Annotated in this window: 14 protein-coding genes and 1 other RNA gene; 1 reads left to right on the top strand and 14 read right to left on the bottom strand. The window is 46.3% G+C overall.

Going from position 1 to position 14,961, the window contains the following annotated elements:
* Positions 1-39 precede the first annotated feature (39 nt).
* The 12 genes from BDD39_RS10400 to BDD39_RS10455 form a co-directional block, all read right to left on the bottom strand.
* Positions 40-174, bottom strand: coding sequence for a YrzQ family protein (locus BDD39_RS10400; RefSeq protein ID WP_166910477.1), 135 nt, complete (start codon positions 172-174; stop codon positions 40-42).
* A 12-nt stretch (positions 175-186) separates the two neighbouring features.
* Positions 187-378, bottom strand: a complete 192-nt coding sequence (locus tag BDD39_RS10405) for a hypothetical protein (RefSeq protein ID WP_043905574.1) — start codon at positions 376-378, stop codon at positions 187-189.
* 15 nt (positions 379-393) lie between these two features.
* Complete coding sequence (locus BDD39_RS10410) at positions 394-867, bottom strand: PRC-barrel domain-containing protein (RefSeq protein ID WP_166910478.1); 474 nt, start codon at positions 865-867, stop codon at positions 394-396.
* A 35-nt stretch (positions 868-902) separates the two neighbouring features.
* A complete protein-coding gene (gene recD2, locus BDD39_RS10415; RefSeq protein ID WP_166910479.1) occupies positions 903-3,257 on the bottom strand; it encodes an SF1B family DNA helicase RecD2 in 2,355 nt (784 codons plus the stop codon).
* Positions 3,258-3,275: 18 nt separating this feature from the next.
* On the bottom strand, positions 3,276-3,938 hold the full coding sequence (locus BDD39_RS10420) for a tetratricopeptide repeat protein (RefSeq protein ID WP_166910480.1): 663 nt from the start codon (positions 3,936-3,938) through the stop codon (positions 3,276-3,278).
* A 133-nt stretch (positions 3,939-4,071) separates the two neighbouring features.
* Positions 4,072-5,187, bottom strand: coding sequence for a tRNA 2-thiouridine(34) synthase MnmA (mnmA, locus tag BDD39_RS10425; RefSeq protein ID WP_166910481.1), 1,116 nt, complete (start codon positions 5,185-5,187; stop codon positions 4,072-4,074).
* A gap of 6 nt (positions 5,188-5,193) precedes the next feature.
* Positions 5,194-6,348 carry a cysteine desulfurase family protein gene (locus BDD39_RS10430; RefSeq protein ID WP_166910482.1) on the bottom strand — a complete coding sequence of 385 codons (1,155 nt, stop codon included), beginning with the start codon at positions 6,346-6,348 and terminating at the stop codon, positions 5,194-5,196.
* A gap of 18 nt (positions 6,349-6,366) precedes the next feature.
* Positions 6,367-6,783, bottom strand: coding sequence for a cysteine metabolism transcriptional regulator CymR (gene cymR, locus BDD39_RS10435; protein WP_166910483.1), 417 nt, complete (start codon positions 6,781-6,783; stop codon positions 6,367-6,369).
* A gap of 10 nt (positions 6,784-6,793) precedes the next feature.
* On the bottom strand, positions 6,794-7,453 hold the full coding sequence (locus BDD39_RS10440) for a YczE/YyaS/YitT family protein (protein WP_166910484.1): 660 nt from the start codon (positions 7,451-7,453) through the stop codon (positions 6,794-6,796).
* 72 nt (positions 7,454-7,525) lie between these two features.
* Positions 7,526-8,815 (bottom strand): replication-associated recombination protein A, encoded by a 1,290-nt coding sequence (locus BDD39_RS10445; RefSeq protein WP_166910485.1) that lies wholly within the window; start codon positions 8,813-8,815, stop codon positions 7,526-7,528.
* 99 nt (positions 8,816-8,914) lie between these two features.
* Positions 8,915-9,787 (bottom strand): TetR/AcrR family transcriptional regulator, encoded by an 873-nt coding sequence (locus tag BDD39_RS10450; RefSeq protein ID WP_166910486.1) that lies wholly within the window; start codon positions 9,785-9,787, stop codon positions 8,915-8,917.
* 102 nt (positions 9,788-9,889) lie between these two features.
* A complete protein-coding gene (locus BDD39_RS10455; protein WP_166910487.1) occupies positions 9,890-12,940 on the bottom strand; it encodes an efflux RND transporter permease subunit in 3,051 nt (1,016 codons plus the stop codon).
* Positions 12,941-13,131: 191 nt separating this feature from the next.
* Between BDD39_RS10455 and BDD39_RS10460 the strand changes: the two genes are divergently transcribed.
* On the top strand, positions 13,132-13,767 hold the full coding sequence (locus tag BDD39_RS10460) for an RsfA family transcriptional regulator (RefSeq protein WP_166910488.1): 636 nt from the start codon (positions 13,132-13,134) through the stop codon (positions 13,765-13,767).
* Positions 13,768-13,800: 33 nt separating this feature from the next.
* On the opposite strand, the gene BDD39_RS10465 is transcribed toward BDD39_RS10460, so the two are convergent.
* Together BDD39_RS10465 and ssrS are read right to left on the bottom strand one after the other, a co-directional pair.
* The gene (locus BDD39_RS10465; RefSeq protein ID WP_166910489.1) at positions 13,801-14,565 is read right to left on the bottom strand and encodes a tRNA threonylcarbamoyladenosine dehydratase; all 765 of its coding nucleotides are present in this window, start codon (positions 14,563-14,565) and stop codon (positions 13,801-13,803) included.
* A 165-nt stretch (positions 14,566-14,730) separates the two neighbouring features.
* Positions 14,731-14,914, bottom strand: a non-coding RNA gene (gene ssrS / locus BDD39_RS10470) — 6S RNA.
* Between the last annotated feature and the right edge of the window lie 47 nt (positions 14,915-14,961).

A 14,961-nucleotide genomic window follows, 5' to 3' on the forward strand; every position in this document is an offset into this window, starting at 1 on the left:
TGCCAATCCCCGTCAGTTTGCGGGAATTGGCACCAGCTTTTAGCGAATGGCTCGGGCCAAACGACGGCGCATTCTTTTCATTGTGCGGTTGTTCATCCAGTCATTGCGCTGTGCTGCTCGATAGGCGGCAATGCCTAATCCTAACGCCAACAGCGAGGTCATTGTCCGATTCATGCTCGTTTCCTCCTAAAATTGGATCGTGCGCTCATGTTCATCAAATAAATCATCCAACGAACTTAACGTCCCGTCTTCCTCGACTTGATGGGTATGAATAATCCCTTTTGACACGGACAATTCAATAAAGCAATCCCAACAATAGTATTGGTTCACACCAATTTTTCCTAAATTTTTGCTTTTACAATTCGGGCAAATGAGCACGAACAGCCACTCTCCTTACATTGTTGTGTTTACAATAATCGCTTCTTCCCCAACGGTAAAAGGGGCAGCGCCGATTCGTTTTTTTCCTTCCGTCAAATCGGCAAAAAAACCGTCTGTAATCTCATATCCTCCGATTATGCCCAATTGCCCGTGAAAATATACATCCTCTAATAATCCCAGCTTTTTTCCATCCGCTGTAATCACCGGTTTGCCGGCGATTCCGCGTTCGCTGTAAAGAGAGTAGCCGGTTTGAACCGAGGAAAATGGCTGTAAACACGCAGCGTCCTTTATGATAACCCCATCTGTTCCAACTGCTTGCACGGCGGAAAACGGGAGATAGCGCTGGCGGGCAAACCACCCTTTGCTTTCCAACGCGAATCCTTGCACTGTTCCATTATTGGTAAAACAAATATCGCTGATTTTTCCAATTGTCTTTCCCGTTTTTTGTTCATATACGGGAAGGCCTTTCATATGGGAAAACGTCCGCAAAGATCTCCCCACCTTTCCAGCCACGCTTAGCTTGGCTAGTTGTTCATAAAATCATACGGTGAAACGTTTTCCATCCCTACGTTCGCATCTTCCATCGGCAGCTCTCCTTCGGTAAATGGAGCAAGAGACCGTTGCAATTTCTCCGTCAGCGTCGTCTGCCGCGCCCCGTCATCGCTGCGGTTGACTCCGAGCCGAAACGCTTCTTCCTCCCCGCATAAAATTAAAAACTTCTTGCTTCTTGTCACGGCGGTATATAGCAAATTTCGCTTCAGCATGCGGTAATAGCTTTTGACAACAGGCAAAATAACAATAGGAAATTCGCTTCCTTGCGCTTTATGAATCGAGCAGCAATAAGCATGGGTGATTTGCGACAAGTCTTGCCGCGAATACGTGACCTCGACGCCATCAAACGAAACAACGACTAAATCCTGCTTTTCCGTGTTTTCTTTCGCGTAAAAAATGGCGACAATTTCACCGATATCTCCGTTAAACACGTTATCGTCCGGCTGATTGACAAGCTGCAGCACTTTGTCGCCGACCCTGTACACGACATCGCCGACAGAAAGCTCCCGCTTTTTTTCAGACTTCGGATTAAACAATTCTTGCAGCACTTGGTTCATCCGGTCAATTCCGGCAGGTCCGCGGTACATTGGGGCAAGCACTTGAATATCTTTTACGGCAAAGCCTTTTTTGCGCGCGTTATCGGCAATTTGCCGCACTACTTCGGCGACTTGTCCTGTCTGGCAGCGGATAAAGGAGCGATCCGCTTTTTGCGCCGTTAAATCGGAAGGAACGAGGCCGTTTTTCATCTGGTGGGCCAATTCAATAATCGATGATCCTTCCGCCTGCCGGTACACTTCGGTCAGGCGAACGGTCGGTACCACTCCTGCCCTCAGCAAATCCTTTAACACTTGCCCCGGCCCGACCGATGGGAGCTGGTCTTCATCACCAACAAGAATCACTTGCATGCCGTCAGGGATCGATTTAAACAGCTGATTCGCCAGCCACGTATCGACCATTGACATTTCATCAACAATTAAAAGCTTGCCGCTAATCGGTTCATCCTCATCATGAGTAAAACCTTCCGCACCGTTCCAGCCAAGCAGCCGGTGAATCGTCACAGCAGGAAGCCCCGTCGCCTCGCTCATTCGCTTTGCCGCTCTTCCCGTTGGTGCGGCAAGCAAGATCGGAAACGGATGGTCTTTCGTATAGTCTTTCGGATCAAGGGAAAGGCCATGCAAGTCAGCAAATATTTCCACGATTCCTTTAATGACCGTCGTTTTCCCTGTGCCGGGACCGCCGGTTAAAATAAAAAGCGAAGAAGAAAGCGCCTGGCGAATCGCTTCTTTTTGCAGCGGAGCGTATTGTACGGACAAACGCTCCTCCAATCTGCCGAGCGCCAGCAAAAATTCCGATTCAGGAAACGTCATGACCGCTTCCTTTTGCTGCAGCAAACGTTTTACGTTTGTCACAATTCCTTTTTCGGCAAAATAAAGTGACGGAATATAAAACCTTTCCTCCTCTTCAATGAGCTTGCCTTCCTCGGCAAGCATGACCAACATTTGCTCAATTGTTTCGACACGGATCGTTTCGCTGCGCTTTGCTTCTAAAAGCTGCTTCACATATGCCGTCAGTTGATCTTTCGTCACATACACATGTCCCTCTTGCAGGCAGTCATGTTCTAGCGCAAATAAACAGGCGGCGCGAATCCGCGCCGGGTGGCTTCCGGAAATGCCAAGCTGGTATCCTAGCTCATCGGCTCGGCCAAATCCAATCCCTTCAACATCTTCAACAAGCTGGTATGGGTTTTGCTGAATAATGGAAAGCGTTTCTTCTTGATACACTTGATAAATTTTCATCGCTAACTGCGGCCCAAACCCAAATTGCGAAAGGGCGATCATCGTTTGCTCTAATCCTTCGTGGGTACGCAGCGTTTCATACAATTCTTTTGCCTTTTGCTTCGTTAATTTCGGAACGCCGTCTAATACGCTTGGGTCCTCCAAAATTTTAGAAATCGCATTTTCCCCAAGCGTTTCGACGATGGCCGTTGCCGTTTTTTTTCCGATTCCTTTAAATAAATCGCTCGCTAAATAATGAATGAGGCCCTCTTTCGTATTCGGGAACTGTTTGCGAAAATGTTCGACCACATACTGCCGGCCGAACCTCGGATGGTTATGAAATTTTCCATAAAAAATATACGTATCCTGTTCGTTCATTTTCGGAAAATATCCGGTCACTACTACTTCTTGTTCTTCGCAGGCTTCATTCGTTTCTTCGACACGGACGCGGATGACGGAATAAAAATTTTCTTCATTATGGAAAATGGTAGCAACACACGTTCCTTTAATAAATGACGCCTCGTCTAATGCAAACGATTCCTGTTGTTGCAATGGGAATCCCCTGCCTTTTTATTGTTGTAGCTTCTTTTCCATCATCTTTTTTCCATATCCCGCCAACAGATGGTCCGGCTGGATTTCCAAAGCGGTCGCAAACATGTCGTGGGCGGTTTGGATATCCTCTTTGTAGGCATATATCACGCCTAAATTATAATAGGCGTCAGCATGACGGGAATCTAGCTGAATCGTTTTTTGGAAATAATTCATCGCTTCGTCGACCAATTCGAGATGGGCAAGGCATAATCCTAGTTGAAACACAGCCTCCACGTCGTTTTCTTTCAATTCCACGGCCCTTTGTAAATACGGAAGCGCCAGCCGTGGCATCTCCAGGTGGATGAGCGACATGCCGAGCATAAAAAAGGCGTCGGCATCATGTAACCCTTTTTGAATCGCCTGTTCAAACATGTTCTTTGCCTGGGCAAATTGCTGGCGTTTGTAATAGACGGAGCCCATTCCGTAATAAGCGGCGGCGGCATGTCCATCCAGCTCGAGCGCTTTTTGGAAAAACTGCAGTGCTTTTTCCTCTTCTCCGGCTGCGGCTAACACTGTTCCAAAATTAATGTAGCCGACTGGATCTTCCGGGTTTTCTTCGATCGCATCATGGAAACATTGGATCGCTTTCTCGTAATCTCCTTGCTGCATATAGGCAATTCCTTGTTGATTTTTATCTCCCACTGTTTTGTCACTCCTTATCCTAATTTTAGCACATATGTTCGCAATTTTCTATCATTTACAGAAACACCTCAACTCCCGCAAGAGTTGAGGTGTTTCCTGTTTGCCGTCGCTTTTTCATTTTCCAAGTTATTCTTTAACCGACGTACCAAAGCTTTTCGCCATCGCGGAACACTTCATCGATGGTTCCGCCGCCAAGGCACTCCTCGCCGTTGTAGAAGACAACTGCTTGCCCCGGCGTCACGGCACGAACTGGTTCGTCAAACACCACTTCGACTCTTCCGTCATCCATCAGATGAACGGTAACGCCGGTATCCGGCTGGCGATAGCGGAATTTTGCCGTGCAATGGAACGATTGCGCCGGTTTGCGGTCTGACACCCAATTGACGTTGGTGGCAATAAGGGAAGTGGAATACAAATATTCGTTGTTAAATCCTTGCGCCACATACAAAATATTTTCCTTGACATCTTTGCCGACGACGAACCACGGCTCGCCGCTTCCGCCAATGCCAAGGCCGTGGCGCTGCCCGATCGTGTAATACATCACTCCGTCGTGTTTTCCTTTTACTTCACCATCCAGCGTTTTCATTACACCTGGCTGGGCAGGCAAATAATTGCTTAAAAACTCTTTAAAATCCCGTTCTCCAATAAAGCAAATTCCCGTGCTGTCTTTTTTGCCAGCCGTTGCAAGCCCCGCTTCCTTCGCAATTTGCCGCACTTGCGCTTTTTCGAGATGCCCGATCGGAAACATTACTTTCGACAGCTGCTCTTGTCCGAGTTGATTTAAAAAGTACGTTTGATCTTTATTTGGGTCGACGCCGCGCAGCATTTTATATTCGCCGTCGCGATACGCCACGCGCGCATAATGCCCGGTCGCTACGTAGTCGGCACCAATCGATAGCGCATGCTCTAAAAACGCTTTAAACTTAATTTCTTTGTTGCACATCACATCCGGATTTGGAGTGCGTCCGGCTTTATACTCGTCCAAAAAATACGTAAACACTTTATCCCAATATTGTTTTTCAAAATTGACAGCGTAATATGGAATGCCGATTTGATTGCAGACGCGCACCACATCTTCGTAATCTTCCGTCGCCGTGCAGACACCGTTTTCGTCCGTATCATCCCAGTTTTTCATAAAAATCCCGATGACGTCATAGCCTTGTTGTTTTAAAAGCAGAGCAGCGACGGAAGAATCCACGCCGCCGGACATGCCGACAACAACGCGTGTATCTTTTGGTGCTTTGTTCATGTTGTTTCACCACCTAGTTGATTTATTTGTTAATCTTTTCACGATTTTTACCGTTTCCGTTGCCGCCCGCTCAATTTGTTCTTTCGTCGTACCGAACCCAAAGCTAAAGCGAATTGAGGAACGAATTCGTTCCGACTCTTTTCCGAACATGGCAACGAGCACATGGGATGGATCAATCGAACCGGCGGTGCATGCCGAACCACTCGAAGCGGCGATTCCTGCCAAATCAAGATTCACTAACATCGATTCCACGTTTGTGCCCGGAAACGCCACATTGACGATATGTGGCAGTCCGTCTTCGCTTCCATTTACCGCATAGTCAATGCCTGATTCAGCAAAAATAGACAGCATCGTATTCCGCAGCAGACGATACTCTTCCTGTTTCTGCTTCATCGTTTCTTGGGCAATTTCCACTGCTTTTGCGAGCCCGACAATGCCGGCGACATTTTCCGTTCCGGCGCGGCGTTTCCGCTCCTGCTCCCCACCGTAAAAAAGCGGAGACAGCTTGACCGTTTCGCGGGCATATAAAACGCCAACCCCTTTCGGCCCGTTTATTTTATGGCCCGAAATAGACAGCAAATCAATATGGTACTCATTGATGTCAATTGGCACGAGTCCGTAAGCCTGCACCGCATCCGTATGAAAATAGGCTTGATGCTCTTTTAATAGTTCCCCGATTTCGCGGATCGGCTGCAGCACCCCTACTTCATTATTGGCAAACATCACGGAAACAAGAATGGTGTCATCGCGAAGCGCCGCTTTCACATCGGCTGGTGAAACTTTTCCTTGCTCATCTACCGGAAGATAGGTGACATCAAACCCTTGTTTTTCTAGATATTGACATGCGCGCAATACGGCATGATGTTCAATCGTTGTTGTAATGATATGGCGGCCGCGGTTACGGTTTGCCATCGCCGTGCCGAAGAGTGCCATATTATCCGCTTCCGTTCCGCCGCTGGTGAAAATGATTTCCGTTTCTTTCGCTCCAATGCTTTTTGCCACCAAAGCTCTTGCTTCATCCACGGCATGGCGGCTTTGTCTGCCAAAATAATGAATGCTGGACGGGTTCCCAAATACTTCGGTCATAAACGGAATCATGCGCTCGACCACTTCCGGATGAACCGGCGACGTAGCGGCATGATCCAAATAAATCCGTTCCAATGATCATTCTCCTTTCCATCAAATGTAAAACATATATGCCTCATTATCACCTTCGCTATATTTCGCCAAATCTTCCAGTGTCGTGCTGTCGAGCACTTCTTCGACCGCATCGCGAATACGAACCCATAACTCCCGCTTGGCCGGCTCTTCTTCCTCGAGTTCTTCGACAGGCGTGATCGGCCCTTCTAGCACGCGGATGACATCCCCGGCAGTAATTTTCGCCGGATGATCCGCAAGCACGTAGCCGCCATATGCCCCGCGGATGCTTTTGACAAGCCCGGCATTTCTAAGCGGTGTGACAAGCTGCTCCAAATAATGTTCGGACAAATTATTCGCTTTGGCAATCGAGCGCAGCGAAATCGGGCGATCGCCATACTTTTTTGCTAACTCAATCATAATCGTCAACCCATATCTGCCCTTTGTCGAAATTTTCATACTATTCCTCCTATCGTCTTAAACCATGCGTTTCTACATGAATTGGTTCCATGATACGCTCGGTGATTCTTCGGCATTGCGGGAGGGCAATGCCAGCCACCGATCCGATCGTCACGCAAAAAATGAGCGTCCCAATCGATACCGGCCCGCCTAGCAGCCAACCAGTCAATAAAACAAAGGCTTCCATCGCAATGCGAATATACTGCACTTTCCAGCCGGTTAAATCCATCAGGGCAAGCATCAAACTATCGCGAGGACCAGCGCCAACATTTGCAGAAATATACAGCCCCATTCCATAACCGGCAATAACAATGCCAATCAGTAGCATCGCAAATCTTCCTACTATTGTAGCAGGAGTTTGCAAATACGGAATCATCATATACATATCGATAAATATGCCGACAAAAAGCATATTCAAAAAAGCGCCGAGTTTCGGCCGCTGTTTGACAAGCAGGGAAGACAACGTCAAAATCACAATGCCGACAATAATCGACCATGTCCCAATCGTCAACCCGAATTTCCGGTACAATCCGATATGCAATACATCCCACGGCGCACAGCCAACATTGGCCTTAATCGTCAATACAATTCCGAAGGACATCACTAATAAGCCAATAAAATAAACTGCCCAGCGGAACAAAGACGCGTATTTATAGTGAGAATGGGACATAGGCTCCCTCCATTATGAACAAAGTAAACAAATCGATTGTCATTATATCATAAAATTTTGTTTCCTTCATTTTTAAATATCGTGTTGCTTTTTTAATTGTTCCAGCCTCTCATATACTTTCGCGTAATACTTTTCCTCCCCGTGTTCTTTCGGCACATAATATTTTACATCTGCCAACTCCTCTGGCAAATATTGCTGTGCTACCCAGCCGTTTGGATAATCGTGGGGATACCGATATCCCTTTCCGTGTCCAAGCACGCTTGCACCATGATAATGGGCATCTTTTAAATGATCGGGAATATCGCCGATCTTTCCGGCTCGCACATCGGCAATTGCCGCATCGAGCGCTTTATAGGCAGAGTTTGATTTCGCGCTTAAACACAGCTCGATCGTGACGACCGAAAGCGGAATTCTTGCCTCCGGAAGCCCTAATCGTTCTACCGCGTTGACCGCTGCTTGCACTTTCACTCCCATCATCGGATTGGCAAGTCCGATATCTTCATAGGCGATGACAAGCAATCTCCGACAAACGGCGGCCAAATCCCCGCCCTCGAGCAGTCGCGCCAAATAATGAAGCGCCGCATCGACATCGCTTCCTCGCACGCTTTTTTGAAAAGCCGATAGGAGTGAATAGTACGCATCCCCGTTTTTATCGTGAGTAAACCCCCGGTTTGCTGTACACTCCGCTATCGTCTCCTCTTCGACATAAATTTGCCCATCCACTTCGCGCGAAGCATAGACAGCCGCTTCTAACAAGTTTAGCGCAACGCGCGCATCCCCACCGGACGCGCGGGCAATGCGGAAAAGCAACTGTTCTTCAATCACGATGCGGAAATTCCCTAACCCTCTGTCTGGATCTTTTAGGGCACGCCGCAAGAGGATAACGATATCATCAGGCATAAGGCGCTTCAATTGTTGAATTTGCCCACAGCGGCTGCGGATCGCTGGATTTACTTCGTGAAACGGATTTTCCGTCGTAGCGCCGATCAGCGTAATCAAACCATTTTCCACATGGGGAAGCAAATAGTCTTGCTGTGCCTTATTAAAACGGTGGATTTCATCGATAAATAAGATGACGTTGCCGATAAGCTTCGCCGTCGCCACTACTTCTTCAATGTCCTTTTTTCCCGACGTCGTCGCGTTAATGGCAAAAAACTCGCGCTCAGCCGTCCCAGCAATCGCATAGGCAAGCGACGTTTTTCCTGTCCCCGGCTCCCCGTACAGCAATAACGAAGGCACATACCCTTTTTGAATCATTTTGTACAAGGCGGTATGCGGTCCAATAATATGTTTTTGTCCGACGATCTCATCAATGTTCCGCGGTCTCATGCGAACAGCAAGCGGTTCCGCCGTAAAAAGCATGAAACGATCCCTCGCTTATGAAAATATCCTTGTTCTTTAAGCCGGCAGCGTAACAAAGGTTGCAACAAAAGTTCTCTGCAGCCGACAGAGAACTTCTACCTAATCAAAATAACGATCTATTGCTGCCTTTAATTCATCATAGAAAGGCAAATCCCATTTTTCTAAGTAAAGCAGCAGCGCTTCTACCATAAACGGCCGTGCTTCTTCTCCTTTTTTCATCTCTTGTTTTAACGTTTCTAATGAGTGACGTACATTCTCTTCCACGTCCCCATTTGCCGGCAGGGTGGCGATCATTTGGTCAAGATAGGTGAGAATTTGTTTCTGCCTCTCCTGCTGATCGGTTTGTTCCGCAGAAAGATAATCATACATCGTTTCCATCGTTAATAACGGTTCCTCCTGTCCGGCCATGCTAGCCACTATCGCATCGAGCCTCCGGAGCAAAAAAGACGCCAGCTTAGCTAAAGGCAGCTGTTTTCGGTCAATCGCCATATAAAACAAATATTCTTTGAGCATGCCATTGAGCATCGTCGCACAATCTAGCGAAAAACGGCGCACCTTTTCTCCGTATATTTCTTCGATGGCCCGGCGGTACCAGTTGAGTGTTTTCGCGCGAATGCGAAACACGAGCCGATGGACTTCATCATTGGCTTTTACCGTTTGTTCGCCCATAAGCATTTGGACTAGTTCTTTATGGCGGGAGAATTCCTCGATTTGCACAGACAGCTGTTTTTCAAACTTTTCCCGCGCTGACAAATCGCCATCATCGGCAATATCTTTCATTTTGCGAAAGAGAATATCGTAATGATAACGAAAAATCGACACCGCCACTTCTTCCTTCGATTTAAAATAATTATAAATCGAACCTTTCGCCATCCCGCTCTGCTCGGCAATTTCTTGCATCGATGTGGCATAATATCCTTTTTGCGCAAACAGCTTCATTGCCGACCGAAGAATTTCTTCTTTCCGATTCAATGTCTTCTCCTTCCTTATTCCTTGTTTATGACTATTATAATAGATTCTTTGGACGAAACAAAAACGATGGATGGCCCATTGCAGCACGGGCCATCCTTTCATTTACTGTTTCATCCGTTCTGCCTTCGCCTGACGAATAAAGAATAACTCATACATCACAGGAATGAGAATAAGTGTTAACAAAGTGGAAGAGGTAAGACCGCCGATCACGGTAATCGCCAATCCTTTGGAAATCAATGTACCTGACTCTTTTGTCAGCGCCAATGGGATCAGCGCTGTCACCGTCGCAAATGCCGTCATTAAAATCGGCCGCAGCCGTGTTTTGCCTGCTTCCATAATCGCGTCGCGAATCGTCATTCCTTTTTGTTCACGGTTTTGTCCAATGCGGTCGACAAGAACGATGGCGTTGGTCGTGACAATTCCAATTAGCATTAATAGCCCGATCATGACGCTGATAGATAACGGCTCTTTTGCGATGTATAACCCGAGGAGCGAGCCGATCGGCACGAAAATGAGCGAAGACAGAATGACAAACGGAATGCGCGCTTTTCCAAATGTGACAAGCATCGTAATATAGACAAGGCCAATGGCAACAAGCATCGCGATGCCAAGCTCCTGGAACGTTTGCACCGTCTCATCGCTGCCGCCTCCTCCCTCTAGTGACACATCATCCGGAAGGTTCAGATCATTTTTTACATGGCGGATGACATCGTTGGTCACTTTTTGGATGTTATCGCCAACGATTTGCGCGGATACACGGGCAAACACTTTTCCGTCCAGCTTTTGGATCGATGTATACGTATCTACTTCGTTGACAGATGCCAGTTTGGAGACAGGAACAAGTCCTCTCTTTGTAAAAATCATCGTATTTTTTAGCTCATCTACCGATTGCAGATGCTGATTGTACGATAATTGAACGGTCCGCTCTTTTCCGTTTAGCGTCAATGTTCCGACGTCTACCGGCTTCGTGGCATCGGCAATCGTCCCTAAAATTTGAAATCCAGAAACGCCATAAGCGGCCGCTTTTTCCGGATCAATATCGACGACGATTTGTTTTTGCTTGTCGGAAAAGTTGTTCGTTACATCTTTCAAATCATGGCGTTTATTTAAATAGGTTTCTACTTGTTTTGCCGCTTTTTGCAAGGCAGATAAATTGTTGGAATACAAGTCAATATCGATGTTGTTATTTGTCGGCGGGCCGCCGCTGTCCATCTCACGAACGCCGATCGTTGTCCCTGGTGCTTTTTCATTGACGATTTGTTCCATCTTTTTCTCTAGCTTTTTGATTAATGGTGCAACAGCAACATCTTCTTTTAAATTAATAAAATAGTTTGCCTGGTTTTGGCGTTTTAGCCCGCTGCGATAATCACGGCTGCCGACGGCTGCGGTGACGTTTTTAATTTCTTTCTGCTTGGCGAACATATTTTCCAATGCTAGTGATACATCATTTGTTTTTTCCAGCGATGTCGAAGGCGGAAGTTCAATGCTGGCAACCAACGTTTTTTGCTCTTCATTCGGCAAAAAAGTAAACCCTAGTGCCGGAGAGAGGGCAAATGAACCGACAAGCAATGCAACCGACAGCAGCAAAACAATCGCTTTATGGCGAAGCGCCCAGGCAATGATGCGTCCGTAAACACGCTGCAGCGCGCCTTCTTTTTCTTCCGGCGGAACTTTTTTAAAGGAGAATTTCGCCAAAATTGGTACCACCGTAACGGCAACAACCAAAGAAACTAACAGCGCGAACACAATCGTTAAAGCAAACGGCAGGAAAAATTCACCGGTAATTCCGCCGACGAAACCGAGCGGTAAAAAGACAACCACTGTCGTAATCGTCGATGAAGTAATCGCCTTGAGAATTTCTTTCGTCGAATCTTGAATGAGTTCGTCTGTTATTCCCGTTTTCGCCTTGCGCACACGGCGGAAAATATTTTCGATCACGACGATGCTGTCATCCACGACACGACCTACCGCCACGGCCATCCCGCCAAGTGTCATCACATTTAGCGAAATATCCATTCGATTGAGAAAAATGGAAGCGACCAATAGCGAAAGCGGAATAGAAACGATCGCAATAACCGTCGCGCGCACATTCCGCAAGAAGAGAAGCACCGCGACCGAAGCGAACAGCGCCCCCAGCAATCCTTCACGCACGAGCGATTCGACCGATTTTTTAATTCCTTTCGCGGAATCAAAACCGATCGAGTAATCGAATTTGTCCTTATACGAATCCAATACTTTGATCACTTTGTCCGCCACTTCTACCGTGTTTGCATCTTGCTTTTTCGTCACTGCCATCGATAGCGCTTCTTTCAAGTTATAGCGCGTAAACTCGCTTTGATCGGTGACCGTTTCGATGTTGGCGATGTCTTTTAACTTAATCGCCGGCTTTGTTTGTGTTGCGGCAGGCATGGATTGCTGTGATGGCGATGTCAGCGTCATATTTTCTAGATCTTTCACCGTTTTTAACTTTTCCTGCACACGAACAGGAATTTGCAACGTATCGGTATGGATATTGCCAACTGGAAAAGACATGTATTTTTCATTGATTTGATCTTTAATCTGTGATAGCGTCAATCCTGCCCGCAGCGCTTTTTGTTTATCGACCGTTATTTTTATAATTTCTTCCTTTCCTCCGCCGACAGAGATGGAGTTAATTCCGTCAATTTTATTTAACTCAGGAATGACTTGTGTTTCTAATATTTTTTGTAAATCAACGTCTTTCTTGGCGAATAAAGAAATATTAAAAATAGGGATCGTTCCAAACGAAAACCGGTTGACTTTCGTCTGTACATTTTCCGGAAGGTCGGTGTCGTTAATCAGTGTATGAACTTGACGTTCCACTTCATCCATATCGGTATGAAACGGAAACTCTAGATTAATCACCGCCATATTTTCGTATGAAGAACTTTGCATTTGTTTTAGTCCTTCGAGAGATTTGAATTTTTCTTCCAACTTCGTCGTTACTTGGTCGTTTATATCTTGCGGCGATGCCCCCGGATAAACGATTTCAATCGATAATTGCGGAAACTCAATGTTTGGAAGCAAATCGACTTTCAACGATGAAAACGAGTATGCTCCTAAAATAATCAGCAAAAAAGAAATAATGAATACGGCAACTGCATTTTTTAGGCTAAACTTTGTTAAAAAACTCATCTTTCCACCTCTTTCCGGTCGTTTTTAACCAATCGTTCAGGAATTTTTACAACCGACTGGTCGTAACAAATATAGATTCATTATAGAAGATTATTGGCAAACTTTCAATGAAATGAAAAATAGAAAGTTTAAATTTGCTAATAAGAGGAAAAACTATCATCTATCTAAATTTATTTGCGGGGTGTGACAACATGAAAATAAGACAAGATGCTTGGTCTCACGAGGAAGATGTCGTGTTGGCGGAAACAGTGCTACGATATATTCGCGAGGGGGGGACGCAGCTTGCCGCATTTGAAGAAGTCGGCAATCGCTTGAACCGGACGGCAGCCGCATGCGGGTTCCGCTGGAACGCCGAAGTGCGAAAACGATATGTTGAAGCGATTGAACTGGCGAAAAAGCAGCGTAAAGAGCGGAAGCGCGCACTAGAAATGGCCAAAAAACTACAGAAAGAAAGTATTTCACCATCAGCAAACATTTCTTATCAAGGGTCGTCGCCATTTCTCCCTGCTTCGCCGCTCACCCTTGAGCAGTGCATCGTTTTTTTGCAAACGCTAAAACATGACTACGAACAGGTCGAAGCAATGAAAAAAGAAAATGAACGGTTAAAACAAGAACAAGTACAACTGCAAAAACAGCGGGAAGAATTGCAACAAAAATTGGAACGTCTCGAAGCGCATCAATCCACTATTAAAGAAGATTATGAGGCATTAGTAAAAATTATGGAACGTGCCCGCAAACTCGTTGTGGAAGAAGAGTACGGGGGACCACCAGCCCATATTTTCCGTATGGATAAAAACGGAAATTTAGAACATATTGCCCGTTCTTAAAAAAACGTCGCAGACTATGGGCTGCGACGTTTTTCAATCTTCTCCGACCCGGTAAATTTTAATATCTTTTAAAAGTTCCCGCACAACGTATGACGCCATGATCAGCCCTGCCACCGACGGCACAAACGCGTTGGAAGACGGCGGCATTTGCGCCTTGCGGATCGGAGATTGATCATTGCCTACCACTTTGCGGACATCTTCGCGAATAACAATCGGCTTCTCATCGGAAAACACAACAGGAATGCCGCGGCGAATGCCTTCTTTGCGCAATTTGGCGCGGATGACTTTCGCGATCGGGTCCGTGTGCGTTTTCGAGATATCCACGATGCGAAAGCGCGTCGGATCCATTTTATTGGCCGCTCCCATGCTAGAAATAATCGGAATATTGCGCTTTAAGCATTCTTTCATTAAGTGCACTTTATAGATAATCGTATCGGAAGCATCGATGACAAAATCGAGATCATAGCTAAAAAATTGCTCATACGTCTCTTCCGTATAAAACATTTGCAGTGCAATCACTTCACATTCCGGATTAATATCGGCGATCCGCTCTTTCATCAATTCAACTTTCGGACGGCCGATCGTCGAAAGAAGTGCATGAATCTGCCGGTTAATATTCGTGATATCGACATTGTCCCGGTCAACAAGAACGAGACGTCCGATGCCGGAACGGGCCAGCGCCTCCACCGCAAAAGAGCCGACTCCCCCAACGCCTAGAACCGCCACTGTTGCTTGTTTTAACTTTTCAAGCCCTTCTTTGCCGATTGCCAATTCATTGCGTGAAAACTGGTGTAGCATCGATATCCTCTCCGTCGCTTTAATGTGATTTCCATACCGCTTTTTATCCTACAATAATCGGCGCTTTATTTTCAATCACATTTTTATGCCAGCAAAACAAAACCCTATGTAAAGAACAGCCTTTACATAGGGAAGTAGTCGAGCATATATAGCAAAGCTTGTTATGTCAGTCCCAATCGTGCCGTCGATGCCTTCGTTTTGAACCCGCTCCAAGCAGGTGGGTGCCCTGTCCCAAGGTTTGCACTTCCTCGCACGGGGAGGCATGTACGCCGCTTGGAAACCCCGGGCTCCCGTATAACTTATTGTTCGGTCAAAACAATAGGTTATACGACGAACACATCAGGACTATTTTTATTTCTTTCATTGTATCATATATTTTATCACTTGTGAACCTTC

The organism is Saccharococcus thermophilus (genome assembly GCF_011761475.1).
GTDB classification, from domain to species: domain Bacteria; phylum Bacillota; class Bacilli; order Bacillales; family Anoxybacillaceae; genus Saccharococcus; species Saccharococcus thermophilus.